Genomic DNA, 19,696 nt, shown 5'->3' on the forward strand with positions numbered 1-19,696 from the left:
ATGCGGGATATGTATCCATTGCGGGCCGGAGACGCGTACGACATTTTCCGCGAATTGAACGTAAATCCGGATATCCTCCGACATGTCGACGTGTTCACCCCGTACAATCTGGAAAGTAAGATATCGCATATTTCGAAAGAACGGATGCGCATGCTTTCTATTTCATGTATGAAGTATATTCATGCTGGCAACGGACAACGCTTAAGGTTAAGTAAATCTTCTGTGGGAGGTCATAATTTCTTGAAATTTGAACTAGGACGTTGCTTACTGAATGAACGATTGGTGGAATCCGGGAAGTCAGCGGAATGGCTGGCAAAAGACTTGCTTATTAAACCGGAACGAGTTTACGACTTTATGGAGAACAAAAGAGTGATGCCACTCAAAATTGCCATATCGATCGCCGATTCCATCGGTTGTGACGTTCGTGCCTTATATGAATTAATTCCGTACGATAATGAAGCAAAGGGAGATTCGCGAACTCTCCTTAATTCATGAACCGGTTAGAAAAGCACTTAAATATTTCACTGCACTTCGTTCATTAAGCTAACGGGCAGGATTACCCAATAAAATCATAGAATACTTAATATGGGATTTGATCTAAGGAGGGCGGAAAATGGAATTCACATTTATTCGGCATGGTCATGGAGAACATCTCAATGATTATCCGAATCGGTTGAATACGCTGCATCCTAGTCTTACAGAGTACGGCAAATTTCAGGTAACGCAGCTACGAAATGAAATTAACATTGATCCTGATGATTTAGTTCTGGTAAGTCCGACTAAACGTACAATTGAGACGGCAGCGATTATAAATAACGGCATGGACTTCATTATTTCTCCATTGGTTGGTCCGAGAATGTTTCCTCAGAACCCCGAACTTCCTTTTTTAGCTTGTGATCACATCCTTTGTAAAACGGAAATTACCAATCTGTATGGAGATACTGAATTTCTTGATTTCAATTTGGATTGCTGGAAAGAAGGGATCAATAGGATCGAACAAGATATTTTCGAAGGATATGCTGCGCGGTTATTAGCGTGGATCGGGGAACGCCATAAAAAAACATTTTTTATTTCACATGATGGTACGATAACGAATTATCGCATATTGCTTGGAGAAAAAGGATTGACCAGAAAAGATTTTCTCGGGGAGGCTGGAGTATACCAAATGAGCTTGTAACCTGTTGGTCGCTAGGGGCTAAGCTAACATCCTTTGAAAGGCAGTGATGAACATCGGAAACCCATTGCGGGAAATCAACTGGGTGGAGAAAAGCAATACCCTTGAAGTTTTGCTCGAGCATGAAGATTCATTTCATACAGTCTCCTTGGATTCGGGGCTGGAGGCAGAGGTCATCAAAATTGCCGCGCCAACGGCAGCCTACGTACTGAAAGTATGGAACAAAGCGTCCAAGCCGAATGTACATGCTCAATATCAGATTTTGAATGCTTTATTCACGCATGGAAGTTCGGTCTCTGAGCCCGTGGGCTGGGGAACGGACCGAAATGGCGATTCAACATTGTTGACCAGTTATGACGGAACGCCCGTTCAAACGGTCGATCAGCGTAAACTAACGAAGCTGGTGAAGATTTTAGCGGATATACATAAGCTCCCGCTTGAAGATTTTATTGGTGACCGATTACCCCGATATGATTTTATTGATTATTTCTTTCCTCGCATCGAGAACCACCCCGATATTCGAATTCTTCTGGAAGAACTTCTTCAGCGTGCGGATATGAAACAGTCATGTTTGATCCATGGCGATTACCACCTGGGCAATATGCTTGAGGCTAAAGACAAGCTGACGGTAATCGATTGGACGAACGCCCAATGGGGGGATCCCAGATATGATGTTGCTTGGTCGATTATCGTAATGTGGGTATTTGCAGGCGAAAAGCAAGCCTCCATCTATCGTGCCGCATTTTATGACGAGTATCGTTATGATGAACATGACCTTGAATTGTTTGAAGCCATAGCCTGTTTGAGAGGAATCATACTGTTTAAGGAGAATGACGTACCCATCGGTCATCGTACCATCTCAAGGTTTAGGTCCATATTGTCGAAAAACGAATATTTAAATGATCAATTGATCTAAAGCCGACCTGAATGAATATCACGCAGAATTGTGTGGCAGTATCTGGTTATACTTAAACGTTTGCAAAAAAGCATTCGAAGAGGTTGCGCAGGAATGGCAATTGGGGGGAACTCCTGTATATCGGTTGCACCGCATTTACTGGATAAAGGAGAGTTGTTGGCCATTGGAAACAATCGCTTGCGTCACGGGAGCCGATCGGGGTTTAGGATTGAGCTTGACGAAATGGCTTCTTGAAAACGAATACACCGTGTTTGCCGGACGCTATATGGAGGATTGGGACGCGCTGGATCGATTGCTGGAGGATTATCCGGACCAGCTGGAGCTGATTCCGCTTGATATCGGCGACGATGCCAGCGTGCAGCAGGCAGCTAATCTGATCCGGGATAAGGCGCCTCATCTGGATCTGCTCATAAACAATGCCGGCATCACGAAACGGTCCGATCTGGCGAACATTCAGGACGAACTGGATTTTGCCGACATGGCCCAAATCTACAACGTCAATACCCTTGGACCTCTTCGGGTAAGTCATGCTCTTATCGATCTGCTGCTTCAAGGAAACAACAAGCTCGTGGTCAATATCTCTTCCGAAGCCGGCAGCGTTAGCAGAAATAAACGCAAGGAGATGTACGGCTACTGTATGTCGAAATCCGCGCTCAATATGCAATCCTCGATACTGCATCAGCATCTGTCGGCCGATGGAGGACAGGTCATGGTGTTCTATCCCGGGTGGCTGCAATCCTACATGAGCGGCGAACTGAATCAAGAAGCGGCCGTGCCGCCGGACATGTCTGCCGATCGCATCATGAAACTTGTGATGGACCATAAGGCATACGTTGGCGAACAGCCGATTTTTCTGGATTATGAAGGACAAGTGTGGCCCTGGTAAAAGGGCGGGAGAGGAGACTGCAAATCAATGAAAGCCATTGCGCTGGGACAATACGAGGGAGCGAAATATCATCCGTTTACGCAGATTGACCGCGAACTGCAAACCATTTTCGAACCTGCGATGGACGTGGAATGCACGGATGATTACGCCGTACTGCAAAAAGATAAGCTGGAGGGATATGATCTGTTCATATCGTACGCAGAGTTTTCGGATGAGGAGATGCCCGAAGAGCAGGTACAAGCGCTCATATCCTATGTGCGCAACGGCGGGGGGCTATTAGTCATCCACAACGGCATCTCGCTGCAGCGGAGCACGGAGCTGGAAAAGCTAATCGGCGGGCGATTTACGGGACATCCCGCATATACGTCGCTGCCCGTTCGATATCAATCGGGGAGCCATCCGATCGTGGAGAGCTTAACCGATTTTGCGATCGATGAAGAACCCTATCGGTTCGAATTGAGTCCGCATGAAACAACGGTCGTTTTTGCGGAATACGAGCATGACGGCCAGCGCTGGCCTGCGGCGTGGGCACATCCCTACGGCTCCGGCCGGGTGGTATATCTGATGCCAGGTCATCATTTGCCGTCTTTTCGGATAGAATCCGTGCGTCATCTGATTCGGGAGAGCGGACTGTGGGCTGCCCGGAAGTGCGTAGACTAGAAAATCGGCACGAAACATAGGCATTCCATCACCGCTCTCGAAGGCGGTGATTTTTCATTTGCCCGGAATAGTTCCTGCTGCCAAACGCCTTCGTTCCGTCCGGATTTGTATTTGAGGAAAATTTTAAAAAGAGGGTTGACAGCAGCATGTCCATTCTTGTACTCTGTGTATGTAATCGTTTACGTAATCGATTACATACAGGAATCAGGATGATATTTCGAGGTGAACGATGATTGGCAAAAGCAACGATTAAACAAGTAGCAGCGGCAGCAGAAGTATCTACGGCAACCGTTTCAAGAGTGCTTAACAACAGTGATTACGTAAGTGATGAAATTAAAGAGCGGGTAATGACGGCCGTGAACCGGTTGAATTATCGCCCGAGCGCCATCGCCCGAAGCCTGAAACAGGACCGCACGTACATGATCGGCGTGATCGTGCCCGATATTTCAAATCCCTATTTCATGGGAATCTCCCGAGGCATTGAGGATATTGTAGGCAAAGAAGGCTTTCAGTTAATATTTTGCAGCTCAGACGAGAACCCGGAGAAGGAGAGACGATTGCTAAAGCTTCTGCAGGAAAAGCGCGTGGATGCCGTCGTATTGGCAACGTCGGGCGGGAACGATCCGGCGATCAAGCAGATCGCGGATTCCAATATGCCGATCGTGCTCGTGGACAGGAAGCTGGATTCGCCGGAAACAGGATCGATGCTCGATCTGGTAGCCGAGGACAATACCGAGGGAGCCTCGCGCCTAACCCGGAAGCTGCTGGAGGAAGGACATACCGCTATCGGCGTAGTTAACGGACCAACGAAATCAAGCACGGGGAGGGACCGTCTTGAAGGCGTCCGGAACGCAATGAAGGCATTTGGGCTGAACGAGGGTCCCATGGTGTATAACGGTGATTTTTCCACGGAGGACGGGATCCGGGCAGTTCAGCAATTTCTGAACGCGGAACGCAGGCCAACCGCCATCATTTCCCTGAATAACCGCATGAGCCTGGGCGTCCTGCTCGAGATTGTGCGCAGCGGCCTGAAGATTCCTGCCGACATGGCAGTAGCTTCTTTTGGCGAGGTGGAAGCGGGGCCTTTACTCAAGGAATCGGGGCTCTACTACATGGAGCAGCATCCCTACGATATGGGAATCAAGGCAGGAGAAATCCTTCTAAGCCGAATACGGGAAGAAGCCCGGCAGGGTCCACCGGCTTATGAAATATACAGCAATGAAGTCAAACAGCTGAACTGAATCGTACATGCCGCCGTTCTAAAAACAGAGAGGATGATGAAGATGCATAATCAATCAAACATCTGCAATCGATTGCAGAACGAATTGCCTAAAATCGGCATTCGCCCTATCGTGGACGGCCGACGGGGTGGTATCCGGGAATCGTTAGAGGATGTCACCATGGATATGGCAAAACGAACCGCTCGCTTGCTCACCGAACGGCTAAGACACAGCAACGGGCTTCCAGTGGAATGCGTGATTGCCGACACCTGTATCGGAGGGGTAGCTGAGGCCGCACGAACCGAAGAGAAATTTGCCAGGGAGAATGTAGGTCTTACCATTTCGGTGACACCATCCTGGTGCTATCCGACGGAAACGATGGATACCCACCCGACCAGGCCAAAAGCAATTTGGGGTTTTAACGGGACGGAACGTCCCGGGGCCGTATATCTGGCGGCGGCGCTGGGAGCGCATAATCAGAAGGGTCTGCCGGCCTTCTCCATCTATGGACGCGATGTTCAGGATATCGGGGATACCGAAATAACGGCGGATGTTCAGGAGAAGCTTTTGCAATTTGCCAAGGCAGGCCTTGCCGTAGCGACGATGAAGGGGACCTCCTACTTATCGATGGGCACCGTATCCATGGGCATCGCGGGCTGCATCGTCGACGAAAACTTTTTTCAGAGGTATCTGGGGATGCGCAACGAATATGTGGATATGACCGAATTCGTAAGGCGGATCGAGCTGGAAATTTACGATCATGACGAATATGAGCGGGCACTGGCCTGGATTAAACAGAATTGCAAGCCGGGAACGGATGTTAATCCGGAGCATTTAAAGCGGTCCGAAGAACAGAAGGAACAGGATTGGGAAACCGTCGCGAAGATGGCGCTGATTGCACGCGATTTGATGGTGGGCAATCCGAAGCTGGCGGCCATGGGATATGGAGAAGAAGCGCTCGGCCGACATGCACTGGCTGCAGGATTCCAAGGACAGCGTGCCTGGACGGATTACTTTCCGACGGGGGATTTCATGGAGGCGATATTGAATTCCTCTTTTGATTGGAACGGTCTGAGGGAGCCGTATATCGTCGCAACGGAGAATGACAATCTGAATGGAATCACGATGCTGTTCGGTCATCTCCTGACGAATGCGGCCCAGGTGTTTGCAGACGTTCGTACATACTGGAGTCCGGATGCCGTGAAGCGAGTGACGGGATACGAGCTGGAGGGCATTGCGGCCAACGGCGTGATCCACCTGATCAATTCAGGACCGGCTGCCCTAGACGGAACGGGAAGACAATCGAAAGACGGCAAGCCGGCCATGAAGCCGTTCTGGGATATCACGCAGGAGGAAGTCCAGGATTGTCTGGATGCAGTCAAGTGGTGTCCGGCTATTGATTTCTTCCGCGGCGGGGGATTCTCCACGGACTTCACGACCCGGGGAGACATGCCGGCAACGATCGCCAGAATCAATATGGTCGCGGGTGTGGGACCGGTCCTTCACATCGCGGAGGGAATAACCGTGGAGCTCCCGGAGGCCGTGCACGATATATTGGACCAGCGAAGCGACCCCACTTGGCCGACGACCTGGTTCGTCCCGAACCTTACCGGCGAGGGACTGTTCAAGGATGTTTACACCGTTATGAGTAATTGGGGCTCCAACCATGCCGCCATGAGTTATGGCCATATCGGCGGAGATTTGATTACTTTGGCGTCGATGCTCCGCATTCCGGTATGCATGCACAACGTGCCGGAGGAACGGATCTTCCGGCCAAGCGCTTGGACCGCTTTCGGCGGGCTGGAGCCGGTTTCTGCCGATTACCGGGCATGCGCGTCTTATGGTCCTTTGTACAAATAGGAGGCAGATGATATGAAGCAGTTATACACCATCGGGGTTGATTTCGGTACGGAATCGGGCAGGGCCCTGCTTGTCGATATTACGACGGGCCAAGAAGTAGCGACGCATGTGACGCCTTACGCGCATGGAGTCATGGACGAGGTGCTGGTCCACTCGGGTTTGAAGCTGGAGCCGGATTGGGCGCTGCAGCATCCGGAGGATTACTTGGAGGTTCTTAGGCAATCGATCCCCCGCGTGCTGTCGGATGCAGCGATATCGGCTGATCAAGTCATCGGCATTGGCATCGATTTTACGGCATGTACGATGATGCCGCTGGATGCAGGCGGCACCCCGCTCTGTATGACGGAGGAATGGAGGGACCATCCGCACAGCTGGGTGAAGCTGTGGAAGCATCATGCGGCGCAGGAAGAAGCGAACCTGATCAATGCAGCCGCAGCTTCGCGGGGCGAGAAATTTCTCGCGCGTTATGGAGGAAAGCTGTCATCCGAGTGGATGCTTGCAAAGTCTTTGCAGATTCTGAGAGAAGCTCCCGAATTATATGAACAGTCTGTGTTGTTCATGGAAGCTGCCGATTGGGTGGTCATGCAATTGACCGGCCAGCTCGCACGAAGCAGCTGCACCGCCGGCTATAAAGCCAATTGGCATAAACGGGAGGGATATCCGTCCAAGGCGTTCCTGCATTCGCTCGATCCGAGGTTCGGAAATCTCGTCGAGACGAAGCTGAGAGGAGCGATCAAGCCCCTGGGTTCGAAAGCAGGCGGATTAACCGAAAGTATGGCGGCGATGACGGGGCTTCTGCCGGGAACCGCGGTAGCCGTAGCCAACATCGATGCCCATGCCATGGTACCGGCCGTCAGCGTCGTAACCCCGGGGAAGCTGGTACTTGCCATGGGAACCTCAACTTGTCACTTGATTTTAAGCGACAAAGAAGTGACCGGCGAAGGCATCTGCGGCGTCGTCGAGGATGGGATCATTCCCGGTTATTACGGGTATGAGGCAGGACAATCGGCCGTTGGCGATATATTCGCCTGGTATGTGGATGAGGCAGTTCCGGAATACGTTAGGCTTAAGGCTGCAGAAGAGCGGCTTGGCGTTCATGAGTGGCTCGAGAAGGAAGCGGCCCGATACGCGCCTGGACAAAGCGGACTGCTTGCCCTGGACTGGTGGAACGGAAGCCGTTCCGTGCTGATGGATGCCGATCTTAGCGGCGTCATGCTTGGCTTGACCTTGCAGACCAAGCCGGAGGAGATTTATCGGGCGCTGCTCGAAGCCACAGCCTTCGGTACCCGGGCGATCATCGAGGCATTTACCGATAGCGGCATTGAAGTTCAGGAGCTCTATGCTTGTGGCGGATTGCCGCAGCGTAACCGGCTGCTGATGCAGATTTATGCCGACGTTACCGGCAAAGAGATCAAGATCGCGGATACCGTCCAGACGGCCGCTTTTGGCGCAGCCATGTTCGGTGCGGTTGCGGCAGGCAAAGATCAGGGAGGTTATGGCAGCATCGTGGAAGCTTCGGAGGCGATGGCCCGCGTTCGGGAAGAAACATTCAAGCCGATTGAAGCTAACGTACGAATGTATGACCAGTTATACAAGGAGTATAAAGGACTTCATGATTATTTGGGCAGGGGCGAAAATGGGGTGTTGAAACGGCTGAAAGCGTTAAGAAGCAGTTTTAACTCTGAAGGATCAACGGATTCGGCCCGAGGATAGACAACGAGTTAATACACACATAAGGAATGCAGGCTGTCGTGTTGGTAGCATGGCCTGCATTCCTTATCCACCAATTCTGCAATCGATGTCACATTGTTGGCAAATCGTTTTAAGAAGCGCTTTTTACCAACGCCATCAACTTATAAGGAGCGATCATCCATGGACAATCAAACAGCGTTATTTTCACTCAGCCGCAAGCGATCCGGAAAAAGAAAAAGGGAATCCAGCTACGACCGTTTGGGAGGGAATAAGGATTACTTCTCCATCCAGCCTGGCGACCTGACCGAAATTTGCAGCATTCCGGGAGCGGGTGCCATCACCCATATTTGGATGACCATGGCGACCGACGCCCCTGTCGAGGAATTGTATCTGCCGCGCAAAGTCGTACTCCGCATGTACTGGGACCAGGAGACCGAGCCCAGCGTGGAAGCGCCGATTGGCGATTTTTTCGGAATGGGGCACGGCCTCACCAAAAATTATGCATCAGCGGCGTTGATGATGAGTCCCGAGGATGGCAAAGCATTCAACAGCTTTTTCCGCATGCCGTATGGGAATGGCGCTCGTATAACGATCGAGAGCGAAGCGGAGCATCCGATTAAATTTTATTTCTATGTGGATTATGAATCGTACGATAAGCTGCCCGAGGAGGAACTGCGATTCCATGCCCAGTGGCATCGGGAAAATCCTACCGACGGGATCGCGGATCACGGGGTGGATAACGCCTTCTACGAATTCGGCGGCAAGAATACGACGGGCAGCGGCAACTATGTCATTTTGGACGCGGTTGGGAAGGGCCATTACATCGGCTGCAACTTCAATGTCCATAACCTCCGTGATACGCGAGAGTGGAACTGGTACGGCGAAGGAGACGACATGATCTTCATCGATGGGGAGCCATGGCCTCCGACTCTGCACGGCACGGGCATGGAGGATTATTTCAATACGGCCTGGTGTCCGCAACAGGAGGTTTGCACCCCGTACCATGGCATCATTATGGGCGGCGGCCCGAACTGGAGCGGAAAAATCTCCACGTACCGGTATCATATCCTGGATCCGATCATGTTCGATAGCAGCATCAAGGTCACGATCGAGCACGGTCATAACAATCATCGGAGCGACGATGTTTCCTCGACGGCGTACTGGTACCAGGCGGAACCCCATCGTTCTTTCCCGAAGCTGCCAAAGGTGGATAAACGCTTGCCTATGCCGGACACGAAGCCGCTCAATCCTGCAAGTTTGAATCAGATATTCGGTCATAACAATCCCTGATTTTCACGGGTGGAATACAGGAATCCACAATCAGATCGAAAGGGGAGATGAGCTTGAAATGGAAAAATGCCCTCTACGCAGGCATGATTTTGCTGTTATGCGGCTGCGCGGGGGGCAGCAAGGTGAATCCTCTGCTTGATGCGACTGACAAAAGCTTTTTATTAAAAGGCATGACCGGCGTGGAGCAGGTTTCGCAATTAACCGGGGAATCCTCACCCAATCGTACCGATCAATACGCCGTGTACGGCACCGATCTGGGTTCCATGATGAATGACGGGGAACGAACTTACTTCGTGTTCGGGGATACGTTCGGCGAGAGGGCGCCTGATCAGACAGGCGGAGGGGGAAGCTACTGGCGCTCCAATACGATAGCCTATACAACGGACGCTCATCCGGCTGACGGTATCGCATTCGAGGGAATGATCACGGATGAATTCGGCACGGCGAAGGAACTGCTGCCTTCCGCCAAAATCGATTACGAAGAAATGACGAAAATTCCAACCCATGGCATTGCGGCAGGCGGCGCCTTGTATTTGTACTACATGTCGGTCAACCATTGGGGCGATCAGGGGAAGTGGGACGCCAATTACAGCAGCGTGGCCAAATCGACCGATAACGGTGAAACCTGGGAGCTGCAGGACCGGCTCCGTTGGCCGGGAGACAGCAATTTCATCCAGGTTAGCCCCTATAAGGTGGAGAATGAAACAGGCGGTTCGGATATTTATTTTTGGGGGATTCCTTCAGGCCGCTTTGGCGGCGTTCAGCTTATGAAGGTGGGCGAGGAGCACATCGAGAATATGTCCGAGTACCGATATTACAGCGGTTTGAACGATGACGGCAGTCCCAGGTGGAGCGCGGATATGAAGGATGCCAGGTATGTAGTGGATGACACCGTCGGCGAGCTGTCCGTCGTGTGGAATTCTTATCTGGAACGCTGGCTGATGACCTATTTGAAGGAAGGCCGAGGGGTCGTCATACGTGAAGGCATGACGCCTTGGGGGCCATGGGGCGAGCCCCTGGATTTGGTTCGAGCCGAGGATTATCCGGGGCTATACGGGCCCTATATGAACGATAGATTTACGGAGAATGACGGGCAGACGATCTATTTCACGTTGTCTTTATGGGATCCCTACAATGTTTTCTGGTTTAAGGCTTCGCTCGAAAAGTGAGGCGCGGATTCCAAGAATGATCGGTTTAAATGCGGACCAGCGTTTAAATAGTTTGATCCATTATAAGGAGGGTTCATGATGCAAAAGAAAACCATCTGCTTCAAATCCTGGCCTGTTCTGTTCTCCGTTGTTCTTGTTCTGGCGATGCTCGTTACGGGCTGCGGCGGACGATCCGGCGGTCCCGGAGGGGGAGCCTTAAGCAATCCACCAGAAAATGAAAGCGCAAACAACGGGAATGAAGCCAGCGGCAAGGTTGTGATCGATTTCTGGGCGCAAAAATTCGAGGATACCACCGATGCCTGGTTCAAGAAATGGGTCGGCGAGTTCAATAAATCCCAGAGCGAGGTTGAAGTGAAGCTGACCATCGTTCCGGCCGACGCCTGGGACCAGAAGATGAAAGCAGCGCAGGCCGCGGGCAAGGCACCGGACATCCGAACGATCAACTACGGCAATGTGGCCAATGCGGCAAAAACGGGTCAACTGATGGCCCTGAACGATTTAATGGAGCCTTCAGCCTTCGATGATTTGTACGACAACATGAAGGACTTCGTATCCGTTAACGGTCAGTACTATGCTTATCCGAAACTGGTTGAGCCGTCTGCCGTGATGTTCTATCGGAAGGATATGTTCCACGAAGCCGGGCTTGACCCCAATCAGCCGCCGAAAACATGGGCTGAACTTCTGGATGCGGCCCAGAAGCTGACCAAGAAAGGCGTGTTCGGCTTATCGATTGCGCAAACTGCGCCGGATCTGGGCTGGTCGAGCTGGGGGCTGCAGTATAACGGGGCAGGTCATCTGGCGGTTACGGAGGACTGGTCCCAAGCGGACGTGAACAATGACGGTTACAAGGCCGTTTTGGACTTTTACCAAAAAGCTTACCAGTCCGGCGTCATGCCGAAGCAGGCTTTGGCCGGATATGCGGACATCAAGCCTTTCGGCGAAGGCAAGATCGCCATCCAGATTTGCGGTTCCTGGGCGATCGGTCAGCTTCGCAACACCTATAAAGACATGGTGGATAAGGTAGGGATTGCGCCGATGGCATCGATGGACGGCGATTTGACGAAGCCGACGGCAACGCTCGGCGGCTGGTCGCTGGCGGTGGACGGCAAATCGGAGCTTCCGCAGGAATCGGCCGATTTCATCTCCTATTTGCTCGCAGGCGACCCGAACATCATGATCGATTTTTTCAAGACGTCCCAGTTCTCCAAGTTCTCCCCGCGCAAATCCGTGGACGAAGCGATGAAATCCGATCCGGATGCATCCAAGGATGAATGGCGTGCACTCGTCTCCGAGCGGATCATTCCGCATTCGCAGGCTGAGCCGGTCTATCCGTGGGACATCAGCTTCGCGCTCGCCACGTCCATCGAGTCCGCCATGAAGGGTACTTCGGTGGATAAGGCGCTGGCGAAGGCAGAGAAAGACATTAACGATTTCATCGCGAAGAATAAACTTGCCGGAACGAATCCGAAAAAATAGTGTTGGCAGCCGTCCGGAAATCCGGTTTTCGAAATGTTATTTTCGGATGGCTGCTTCATCCTTGGCCAATGGTGGTGACGCTACATGTTCAAGAAAAATTATCGGCAGGACAACGGCGTGGCTTACATGCTGCTCGCTCCCATCGTCATCCTGCTGACCGTCTTTGTCATCATTCCGTTCTTCTATGCACTGCGGGTGAGCTTTTATAATTGGAGTTTCTATCAGGATTCCACCTTTGTGGGCTTGCAGAATTTCTATATGGTGCTGACCGATAACCTCTTTCTCCAATCCATCTGGGTAGGGCTTAAGTTCGCGCTGATGGTCGTTCCGACGATGCTGATTCTCTCGTTTCTGTTCGCGAACATCATTAAGGATCTGGGCTCCGGTTTCGCAAGCGTAGTTAAGACTTCCGTCTACATTCCCACCATTATTTCCGGAATCGTGGCGTCGGTCATCTTTGTCTTCATCTTCGATTATGCCGGAGGCCTGGCCAATTACATCATCGGGCTGTTCGGATCGGAGCCGAAAGCCTGGCTTGCCGACGTGGCAACGGCGCTGCCGAGCATCGCGGCTCCAGCCGTGTGGCTGGGCTTCGGACTCACGACGCTCATCATGCTGGCAGGCCTCCACGATATCCCAAAGAGTTACTATGAGGCTGCCGAACTCGAGGGGGCGGGCACCTTCGTTCGCATGTGGTACATCACGATTCCGCTCATGCGCAATGTGATCCTGTATCTGCTCGTAACCGGATTTACGGCGCAAATCTCCCAGTTCGAGCTATCCCTCGTCATGACGGGCGGCGGCCCGCTCAGCGAGACCACGACGCCGAACCTCTACATCCTGAACCACTTCCGAAACGACGTCATGGTCGGCAACTCTATTGCGGCATCGCTGCTGTTGTTTGTGGTCCTTGGCAGTATTTCGGCCATTATCTTCAGAGTACTGAATTCGGAAAAAGCGATCGACGGATAAGAAGGCAGGAGGATAACATGATGAAATCGTTAAACGGGGTCCAAAAAACATTGATGACGCTCTTGACCGGACTGGTGACGATCATGGCGCTGTTCCCGCTGCTCTGGGTCATCATTGCCGGTTTCAAAGATAAGGCGGAGGTGCTTGCAACGCCGTTCCGTTTCTTCCCGAAGAAATGGATGGTTCAGAATTACACGGATATTCTGAGCGACGCGACCTTCATTCAATCGATGCTGGTCACATTCGGGGGCGCCGTTCTCTTCGCGGCGCTGAGCTTGGCCGTGAACGCCACCGCGGCTTACGTCTTCGCCAGGCTGGAATTCCGGTTCAAGGCGATGTTGTGGGTTTATGTCATCGTCACCATGTTCATTCCAGGCATGGCCATTCTGCTGACCTCCTTCATTGTGGTGAATGAGATGGGAATGCTCGATACGCTGGCGGTGCTCGTATTGCCCGGCATTGCTTCCGCGGGTCATATGTTCTTTATCCGCCAATTCTACTTGAATATTCCGATGGCGCTGGAAGAGGCGGCGCTGATTGACGGAGCGGGAAGGATCAAGATTTTTACGCATATCTTCATTCCAATGTCGTTTCCGGTCTTCGTCATCGTGGGCATAGGCTCCTATTTGGCCTATTGGAACTCCTTTGTATGGCCGACGATGACAATCACCAACCCGGAGCTGTTTCAAATCATGCAATATTTATACACCTTCCGTTCCGAACGGGCAACCGAAATGGGCATGCTGATGGCCGGATCGGCGCTTTCCTGTCTGCCGACCATTATCTTGTTCCTCTTCTTCCAGAAGCACATCATTTCAGGAATCAAAATCTCCGGTTTGAAGTAACATTCTAAGCCAACAAGGTGGAGGTGGGAGCATGATTATACTTGAGAACAGGCTTATCCGGCTGGAAATCAGCGAGATTGACGGCACGGTTCGAGGCATTCGCGATAACGTTAGAGGAATCGAGCATATCGCGGATACGGGCACGGCGGATCCATTTCGCTTGGAGACGGACGCGGGCTTCAGCAGCTCCTTTCAGAACTTCGGATGGAGCAGGGAAAATACGGAAGACGGGACAGATCAGGTTCGGTTGAGCTGGGACACGCAGGAAGGTATGATCGTCACGGCTTCCGTAAAGCTCGCAGAAGAAGCGGATTGCATTGAATTCCGATGTGCAGCAGAGAACCATTCGGGAACGCGATTGCTGGGCCTGGAATATCCGGTTATTCCGAATTTGACCACGATCACGGAGCACGGCGAGGAGGATTATATCGCCCATTCCTTTGCAACCGGCTTTGAGGTCAACAATCCGATGAAGGTATTTGAAACGGACGGAATCGGATTTCGTTTCATGCCGTATCCGGAGAGTTTCTCCGGGGCAACGATGCAGTTTTTTGCCTATTACGGCAAAGACAGGGGCGGGCTGCAACTCGCTGCCCTGGACGGCGAGGGCCATCCGAAATGGCTCAATTTCTTCAAGAACGGGAACGGCTTGCTGGAAGCCTCCGTGATCCATGGCTGCAGTGATATGGGACCCGGCAAAGGGATCAAGCCGCATTATCCGGTGCAAGTGTCGACTCTGTCAGGAAGCGGCTGGTACGAAGCCGCTGACCGGTACAAGTGCTGGGCCGTGCAACAGAAGTGGTGTAGACGCGGCAAGCTTTCGGAGAGGGCTGCGAAGGAAGGCAGTCCATGGCTGCATGAGGATATGGGCGCAGCAACCTTTGGAATCAATGCGGGATCGGATCGTACGGCATGGATACAAAAATACCATGACAGCATCGGAACGCCGATGCTCCACATCCTGGGCCCCGATTGGACGCATCGGCCGCAAACCTTCGGCAGCGGCGTGCCGGGGGGATATGATGATTGGTTTCCGACCCGCTTCAACCCAGAAAACATCGCTCTGATCCGAAAGCTAGGGCATCGCTTCGCTCCGTTCGAATTCGATTACCTTTATCATTTTGACGGAGCCGACGGAGAGCTTGGCAGAGCAGCCGAGCAGAAGTTTCCCGAGCTGAAAAAAAGCGTGGATGCTTACCGCTTTCCGTTCCTTTGTCCGGCGCATCCGTACACCCACGATTTTCATGTGAGGCGGGATACGGCGCTGCAGCAGAGCGATGACATCGATTCGATCTACTACGATATCTCCGCCAACAACATTCTGAAGATCTGCATGGATGACAGCCACGGTCATCCGGTCGGAGCCGGCAGCGTCATTGAGGAGGCCTACCGGCGGAACTATGCCGATACGAAGGCGGCCATGTGCGAAACAGCCGGACGCTATATCCCCATGGGTACCGAGATGATGAATGAGACGATGCTGGATCTGATCGACTACTACCAAGCCCGGGCAGGGGGACAGCCGGCGGCGCCGCTCGAAGGATGGCCGATCCGGGAGCTGCTCAAAACAGGTGCGGCCTATCTCATCCCGATGTTTACTTACGTATATCACGAGTACGGCGCGCTGAGATTGGACGGCTGGGGCAAGCTGACCGAGGAAATCGGGGAGCTTTACTATTTTACGGTAGCACGCACGTATCTCTGGGGCGGCCTGTACGAATTGAATTACGAGTACAGTCCGATGGAGGCGCTGGACGGCAACGAAAATACCGCGGAGGAGCATTATTATCCGTTTGAACCGCGCGGGTATGCCTTCTCGGCGAACAGGGCCGATTACTTGGCTCTGTATGCACGGCTGCGAATCGGTGCCGCGAAGCCGTATTGGTCGTATGGCACGATGCTTCGGCCGCTCTCCTTCGATGTTCCTATGACGCCGCTGAAGTGGTTTCATTATAACCACGGCAAGGATACGCCGGAATATAATAACTCCGGAGAACTGCTGATCGACGCCGTTATCCACTCGGCATGGCAGAATGAACAAGAGGATGTCGGCTTGTTCTTTGCGAATGTGACCGGAGAGGAGCAGACAATAAGCTTCGAGCTCCGTCCGGAAGACTACGGAAAGACGACCGTGACCGGGCAGCTGTACACGACAGCGGGAGAGCCGGCCATTGATTGCTCCATGGAAGAAGGCGGGTTGCGTTTGCTTAAGCTTCCGGCACGAAGCATAGCGATGTTGGAATTGACTTCGCCTTAACTTGGCACAATGACGCGGTTTTCTGAGGCGGACGATGATAGAAGTCGGGCGGCAACGTCGGACAATTGGATCAGATTAACGATTTCAGCCTGTTAAAGAATGGACGTCGTGTCGCTGGCGGGGGATTCCTTACCGGAATACGAGCAGAATGGAGGGCTTTATGGCACAATTACCGGACGCTTATGTAAAGCGGTGGGATTATGATCAATTAGGGAGTGTTGCTCCCAAGTTGAATCTTAAACAAATCGATAAAGGTACGTATCACTGCATGATGACATTTGAGCTGGATCAGGAGATACGGCAGGATGACTGGCAGGTGCGCCTGGAGCCCGCGTTCCAGCCGTATTTTCACTGGGCTCCTCATATAACGCCGCCTTCCCGGCATGTGATGGATCAGCACTGCTTTCGGTCGCCTGCTCTCATTGCTCATGATGGCACCAGGCTGCTTATACTGATACCGGATCTGGACCTGATCGCGAAGGATGCGGACGCTCGTTGGTACTTGGATCTGGATGCTCCGAACAACCAATTCGTCTTGGGAATGAGCCGGACCCGTGTGAATGATCACGTCCTGTTTGAGAAGGTGGAGGGTGCTGCTTATTCGCCCGGGACGTTCTGCATCGGCTTCTACCTCATGACGTTGGAGGATGATCAAGCTGCATTGAACCCCTGGCGGCCGGTGCTGCAATTTTTATGGGGGCGATGGGGTCACTCCCGACTCCGTCAGGGCATCCATGACAGAGCTCCTCTCGAACACTATGTAAAACACGCTTACGACTGGGCTTTTCGCCATTGGAAAGACACGGTGTGGCAGGAATTCGTATGGAGCGGACTGAAGGTCGGGGCTCCCGTATTCATTGCCGACGTGAGTCAAAGCCCGAATTATCCTGGTGTTCCGAACGAACGGGAAAGCCGATCGATCTGGAACCAAGCGTGGTTCAGCTCCCTTCGTTCGGCGCAAGGCATTTATCGTTACGGTAAGAAACAGGATGATCCGGAACTGGTTCGCAAGGCCAGGCTCATGAAAGAGCTGGCTCTTGCTGCTCCGCAGCGCAGAGGGTTCTTTCCCGCCGTTATTGCGACGGAGATGAAGCGGGTGATGGTGGAGGGACAGGAAGTTAACCGGTCCGGTAGTTGGGACCATGCCTTCTGGGGGAATTCCAATCGCAATCCGGCCGATCCTTGGGGCTCGATCGCGAAAGCGCCTTACCATGTGCTGGACATGAGCTGGACGGCGCTGCTCATGCTTCGCTGGCATGATGAAATCGAGCCGGATCCAAGGCTCATGGAATACGCCGTACGCTATGCGGATGCGCTTCTGGCTCTTCAGGACGAGAAGGGCTATTTTCCGGCCTGGCTTGACCAAGATGCGTTAGTGCCGCTGGATATTCTACGGGAGTCTCCGGAGACGTCGCTCTCCGTCACGTTTTTGCTGAAGCTGCACGACATGCGGCCGGATCCCAAATATCTTGAAACGGCAGTAAGGGCGCTGGAGGTTGTCATCAACGAGATCGTGCCGTCCGGCAGATGGGAGGATTTCGAGACGTATTGGTCCTGCTGCTCCTATGGCCGCGAAGAGCTCCCCGGCCGCAAGGTGGTTAGGAATAACATGTTCAAGCAGTGCAATTTCTCCATGTTCTGGACGGCGGAGGCCTTATTTCAGATGTACAAGACGACCGGCGAGATGCGATATCTGACACTCGGCCAACGTGTGCTGGATGAAATGCTGATGACGCAAGCCTCCTGGCAGCCTCCCTATTTGCATGTTGACGTATTGGGCGGATTCGGCGTCATGAACTGCGACGGGGAGTGGAATGACGCGAGGCAAAGCCTGTTTGCCGAGCTGATCCTTCAATATGGCGTGGAATTGGACCAACCGGAATATATTGAACGCGGTGTTGCCGCATTGCAGGCCTCTTTTGCCATGATGTATTGCCCCGAGAATATAAAAACAAAGCAGCAGTGGGAACGGGCGCATCCTTTCTTTAACGAGAAGGATTACGGCTTCATGATGGAGAATTACGGTCATGACGGCGATGTAGGTGAGGACGGGCGGGGCATGGGGACTTTCACCATTTTTGATTGGGGGAACGGCGCGGCCGCCGAAGCTTACCTGCGGATCAAGGCCCATCTGGGTCAGACGTTGAAAGACCGGTACGGGTACGATATCACACATTAAAGGAGCGATTACGGATGATGAACTTTAACGGGCTCAACATGCATCTCGGAAACTTATCCAAGCTGTCTAATGCGCAGACGAGTTCCATCAGCGCGGAGAATTTTACAGGCGAGAAAGGAAAAGGGGGCATGGCGACGGACGGCACGGGTGCAGCGGCTTCCAGGGATCTGGGCGCGGGCTGGAAGGTGTCTCCTTCCGTGGAGATTATGCCGGGAGAAACCTTTACTATGGGTGACATTCAAGGCCCTGGGGCCATTCAGCATATTTGGCTGACCTGTCATCCGTCACTGTGGCGCAATATGATCATCCGCATGTATTGGGACGAAGAGCAGGACCCTTCGGTTGAGGTTCCGGTGGGCGATTTATTCTGTAACGGGTGGGGTGAACGAAGCGATGTCAATTCGATTCCGGTTGCCGTTAATCCGGCCGGCGGCATGAACAGCTACTGGCAGATGCCGTTTCGCAAGCAAGCCCGATTGACGATGGAGAATCGCGCGCCGGAAAAGGCGGTCCTTTACTACCAAATCGACTATACCCTGACGGACATCCCCGAAGACGAGGCTTATTTTCATGCACAGTGGCGGAGAACGAATCCCGTTCCTTATAAGGACGTTTACACGATCCTGGATGGCGTGAAGGGACAGGGGCACTATGTAGGAACTTACCTTGCCTGGCAGGTGAACAACAGCGGCTGGTGGGGCGAAGGGGAGATCAAGTTTTATATGGACGGGGACCAGGATTACCCGACCATCTGCGGTACGGGAACGGAGGATTATTTCGGCGGAGCGTGGAACTGGGAACAGCCGATCGGTACGTATCGAACCTACTCGACGCCTTATCTGGGGATGCACCAAGTGCTGAAGCCGGACGGATTATATCGCAGTCAGCAGCGCTTCGGCATGTATCGATGGCATGTCATGGATCCGATCCGCTTCCAAAGCGATCTTCGCGTCACGATCCAGGATCTCGGCTGGAGGTCCGGAGGCAGATACCTGCCGCAGCAGAGCGATATTGCATCGACGGCGTTCTGGTATCAGGCGGAGCCCCATGGGCCATTCCCGGAACTCCCGGATAACGATGAGCGGGAGGTTATATAAGCA

The 19,696-nt window shown here is 52.7% G+C and carries 16 protein-coding genes; all 16 read left to right on the forward strand.

The window, feature by feature from the left end; all coding sequences use genetic code 11:
* The first annotated feature begins 240 nt into the window (after positions 1-240).
* The 16 genes from BMX45_RS03475 (at position 241) to BMX45_RS03550 (ending at position 19,693) form a co-directional block, all read left to right on the forward strand.
* Complete coding sequence (locus BMX45_RS03475) at positions 241-495, forward strand: transcriptional regulator (RefSeq protein WP_090908783.1); 255 nt, start codon at positions 241-243, stop codon at positions 493-495.
* 118 nt (positions 496-613) lie between these two features.
* Entirely contained in the window at positions 614-1,177 is a 564-nt protein-coding gene (locus BMX45_RS03480; protein ID WP_090908506.1) for a phosphoglycerate mutase family protein, read from the forward strand.
* Positions 1,178-1,223: 46 nt separating this feature from the next.
* Positions 1,224-2,090 carry a phosphotransferase family protein gene (locus tag BMX45_RS03485; RefSeq protein ID WP_090908507.1) on the forward strand — a complete coding sequence of 289 codons (867 nt, stop codon included), beginning with the start codon at positions 1,224-1,226 and terminating at the stop codon, positions 2,088-2,090.
* 163 nt (positions 2,091-2,253) lie between these two features.
* Entirely contained in the window at positions 2,254-2,976 is a 723-nt protein-coding gene (locus tag BMX45_RS03490) for an SDR family NAD(P)-dependent oxidoreductase (RefSeq protein ID WP_090908508.1), read from the forward strand.
* A 27-nt stretch (positions 2,977-3,003) separates the two neighbouring features.
* The gene (locus BMX45_RS03495) at positions 3,004-3,636 is read left to right on the forward strand and encodes a ThuA domain-containing protein (protein WP_090908509.1); all 633 of its coding nucleotides are present in this window, start codon (positions 3,004-3,006) and stop codon (positions 3,634-3,636) included.
* Positions 3,637-3,869: 233 nt separating this feature from the next.
* Positions 3,870-4,877, forward strand: coding sequence for a LacI family DNA-binding transcriptional regulator (locus BMX45_RS03500; protein WP_090908510.1), 1,008 nt, complete (start codon positions 3,870-3,872; stop codon positions 4,875-4,877).
* A 42-nt stretch (positions 4,878-4,919) separates the two neighbouring features.
* Complete coding sequence (locus tag BMX45_RS03505; RefSeq protein ID WP_090908511.1) at positions 4,920-6,716, forward strand: L-fucose isomerase; 1,797 nt, start codon at positions 4,920-4,922, stop codon at positions 6,714-6,716.
* 12 nt (positions 6,717-6,728) lie between these two features.
* Positions 6,729-8,429 (forward strand): ribulokinase, encoded by a 1,701-nt coding sequence (locus tag BMX45_RS03510; RefSeq protein ID WP_090908512.1) that lies wholly within the window; start codon positions 6,729-6,731, stop codon positions 8,427-8,429.
* A 159-nt stretch (positions 8,430-8,588) separates the two neighbouring features.
* Positions 8,589-9,698 (forward strand): glycoside hydrolase family 172 protein, encoded by a 1,110-nt coding sequence (locus tag BMX45_RS03515; protein WP_090908513.1) that lies wholly within the window; start codon positions 8,589-8,591, stop codon positions 9,696-9,698.
* A gap of 47 nt (positions 9,699-9,745) precedes the next feature.
* On the forward strand, positions 9,746-10,867 hold the full coding sequence (locus tag BMX45_RS03520; RefSeq protein WP_254777934.1) for a DUF4185 domain-containing protein: 1,122 nt from the start codon (positions 9,746-9,748) through the stop codon (positions 10,865-10,867).
* 78 nt (positions 10,868-10,945) lie between these two features.
* Positions 10,946-12,343, forward strand: a complete 1,398-nt coding sequence (locus tag BMX45_RS03525) for an ABC transporter substrate-binding protein (protein ID WP_090908515.1) — start codon at positions 10,946-10,948, stop codon at positions 12,341-12,343.
* A gap of 84 nt (positions 12,344-12,427) precedes the next feature.
* Complete coding sequence (locus BMX45_RS03530) at positions 12,428-13,315, forward strand: carbohydrate ABC transporter permease (RefSeq protein WP_090908516.1); 888 nt, start codon at positions 12,428-12,430, stop codon at positions 13,313-13,315.
* A 20-nt stretch (positions 13,316-13,335) separates the two neighbouring features.
* Positions 13,336-14,160, forward strand: a complete 825-nt coding sequence (locus tag BMX45_RS03535) for a carbohydrate ABC transporter permease (protein ID WP_254777935.1) — start codon at positions 13,336-13,338, stop codon at positions 14,158-14,160.
* Between the two features lie 31 nt (positions 14,161-14,191).
* Positions 14,192-16,417, forward strand: a complete 2,226-nt coding sequence (locus BMX45_RS03540) for a DUF6259 domain-containing protein (protein ID WP_090908518.1) — start codon at positions 14,192-14,194, stop codon at positions 16,415-16,417.
* 160 nt (positions 16,418-16,577) lie between these two features.
* A complete protein-coding gene (locus tag BMX45_RS03545; RefSeq protein ID WP_090908519.1) occupies positions 16,578-18,596 on the forward strand; it encodes a hypothetical protein in 2,019 nt (672 codons plus the stop codon).
* Between the two features lie 14 nt (positions 18,597-18,610).
* Positions 18,611-19,693 carry a glycoside hydrolase family 172 protein gene (locus BMX45_RS03550; protein WP_090908520.1) on the forward strand — a complete coding sequence of 361 codons (1,083 nt, stop codon included), beginning with the start codon at positions 18,611-18,613 and terminating at the stop codon, positions 19,691-19,693.
* The last annotated feature ends 3 nt before the right edge of the window (positions 19,694-19,696 follow it).

Origin of the sequence: Paenibacillus sp. cl141a (assembly GCF_900109305.1) — a bacterium.
Classification (GTDB): Bacteria; Bacillota; Bacilli; order Paenibacillales; family Paenibacillaceae; genus Paenibacillus_AQ; species Paenibacillus_AQ lautus_A.

Excerpts from the sequence above, each read along its gene's own strand:
- BMX45_RS03480 (WP_090908506.1), top strand. The coding sequence starts at position 614 with ATGGAATTCACATTTATTCGGCATGGTCATGGAGAACATCTCAATGAT.
- BMX45_RS03485 (WP_090908507.1), top strand. The coding sequence starts at position 1,224 with ATGAACATCGGAAACCCATTGCGGGAAATCAACTGGGTGGAGAAAAGC.
- BMX45_RS03495 (WP_090908509.1), top strand. The coding sequence starts at position 3,004 with ATGAAAGCCATTGCGCTGGGACAATACGAGGGAGCGAAATATCATCCG.
- BMX45_RS03505 (WP_090908511.1), top strand. The coding sequence starts at position 4,920 with ATGCATAATCAATCAAACATCTGCAATCGATTGCAGAACGAATTGCCT.
- BMX45_RS03510 (WP_090908512.1), top strand. The coding sequence starts at position 6,729 with ATGAAGCAGTTATACACCATCGGGGTTGATTTCGGTACGGAATCGGGC.
- BMX45_RS03515 (WP_090908513.1), top strand. The coding sequence starts at position 8,589 with ATGGACAATCAAACAGCGTTATTTTCACTCAGCCGCAAGCGATCCGGA.
- BMX45_RS03520 (WP_254777934.1), top strand. The coding sequence starts at position 9,746 with ATGAGCTTGAAATGGAAAAATGCCCTCTACGCAGGCATGATTTTGCTG.
- BMX45_RS03525 (WP_090908515.1), top strand. The coding sequence starts at position 10,946 with ATGCAAAAGAAAACCATCTGCTTCAAATCCTGGCCTGTTCTGTTCTCC.
- BMX45_RS03530 (WP_090908516.1), top strand. The coding sequence starts at position 12,428 with ATGTTCAAGAAAAATTATCGGCAGGACAACGGCGTGGCTTACATGCTG.
- BMX45_RS03535 (WP_254777935.1), top strand. The coding sequence starts at position 13,336 with ATGAAATCGTTAAACGGGGTCCAAAAAACATTGATGACGCTCTTGACC.
- BMX45_RS03540 (WP_090908518.1), top strand. The coding sequence starts at position 14,192 with ATGATTATACTTGAGAACAGGCTTATCCGGCTGGAAATCAGCGAGATT.
- BMX45_RS03545 (WP_090908519.1), top strand. The coding sequence starts at position 16,578 with ATGGCACAATTACCGGACGCTTATGTAAAGCGGTGGGATTATGATCAA.
- BMX45_RS03550 (WP_090908520.1), top strand. The coding sequence starts at position 18,611 with ATGATGAACTTTAACGGGCTCAACATGCATCTCGGAAACTTATCCAAG.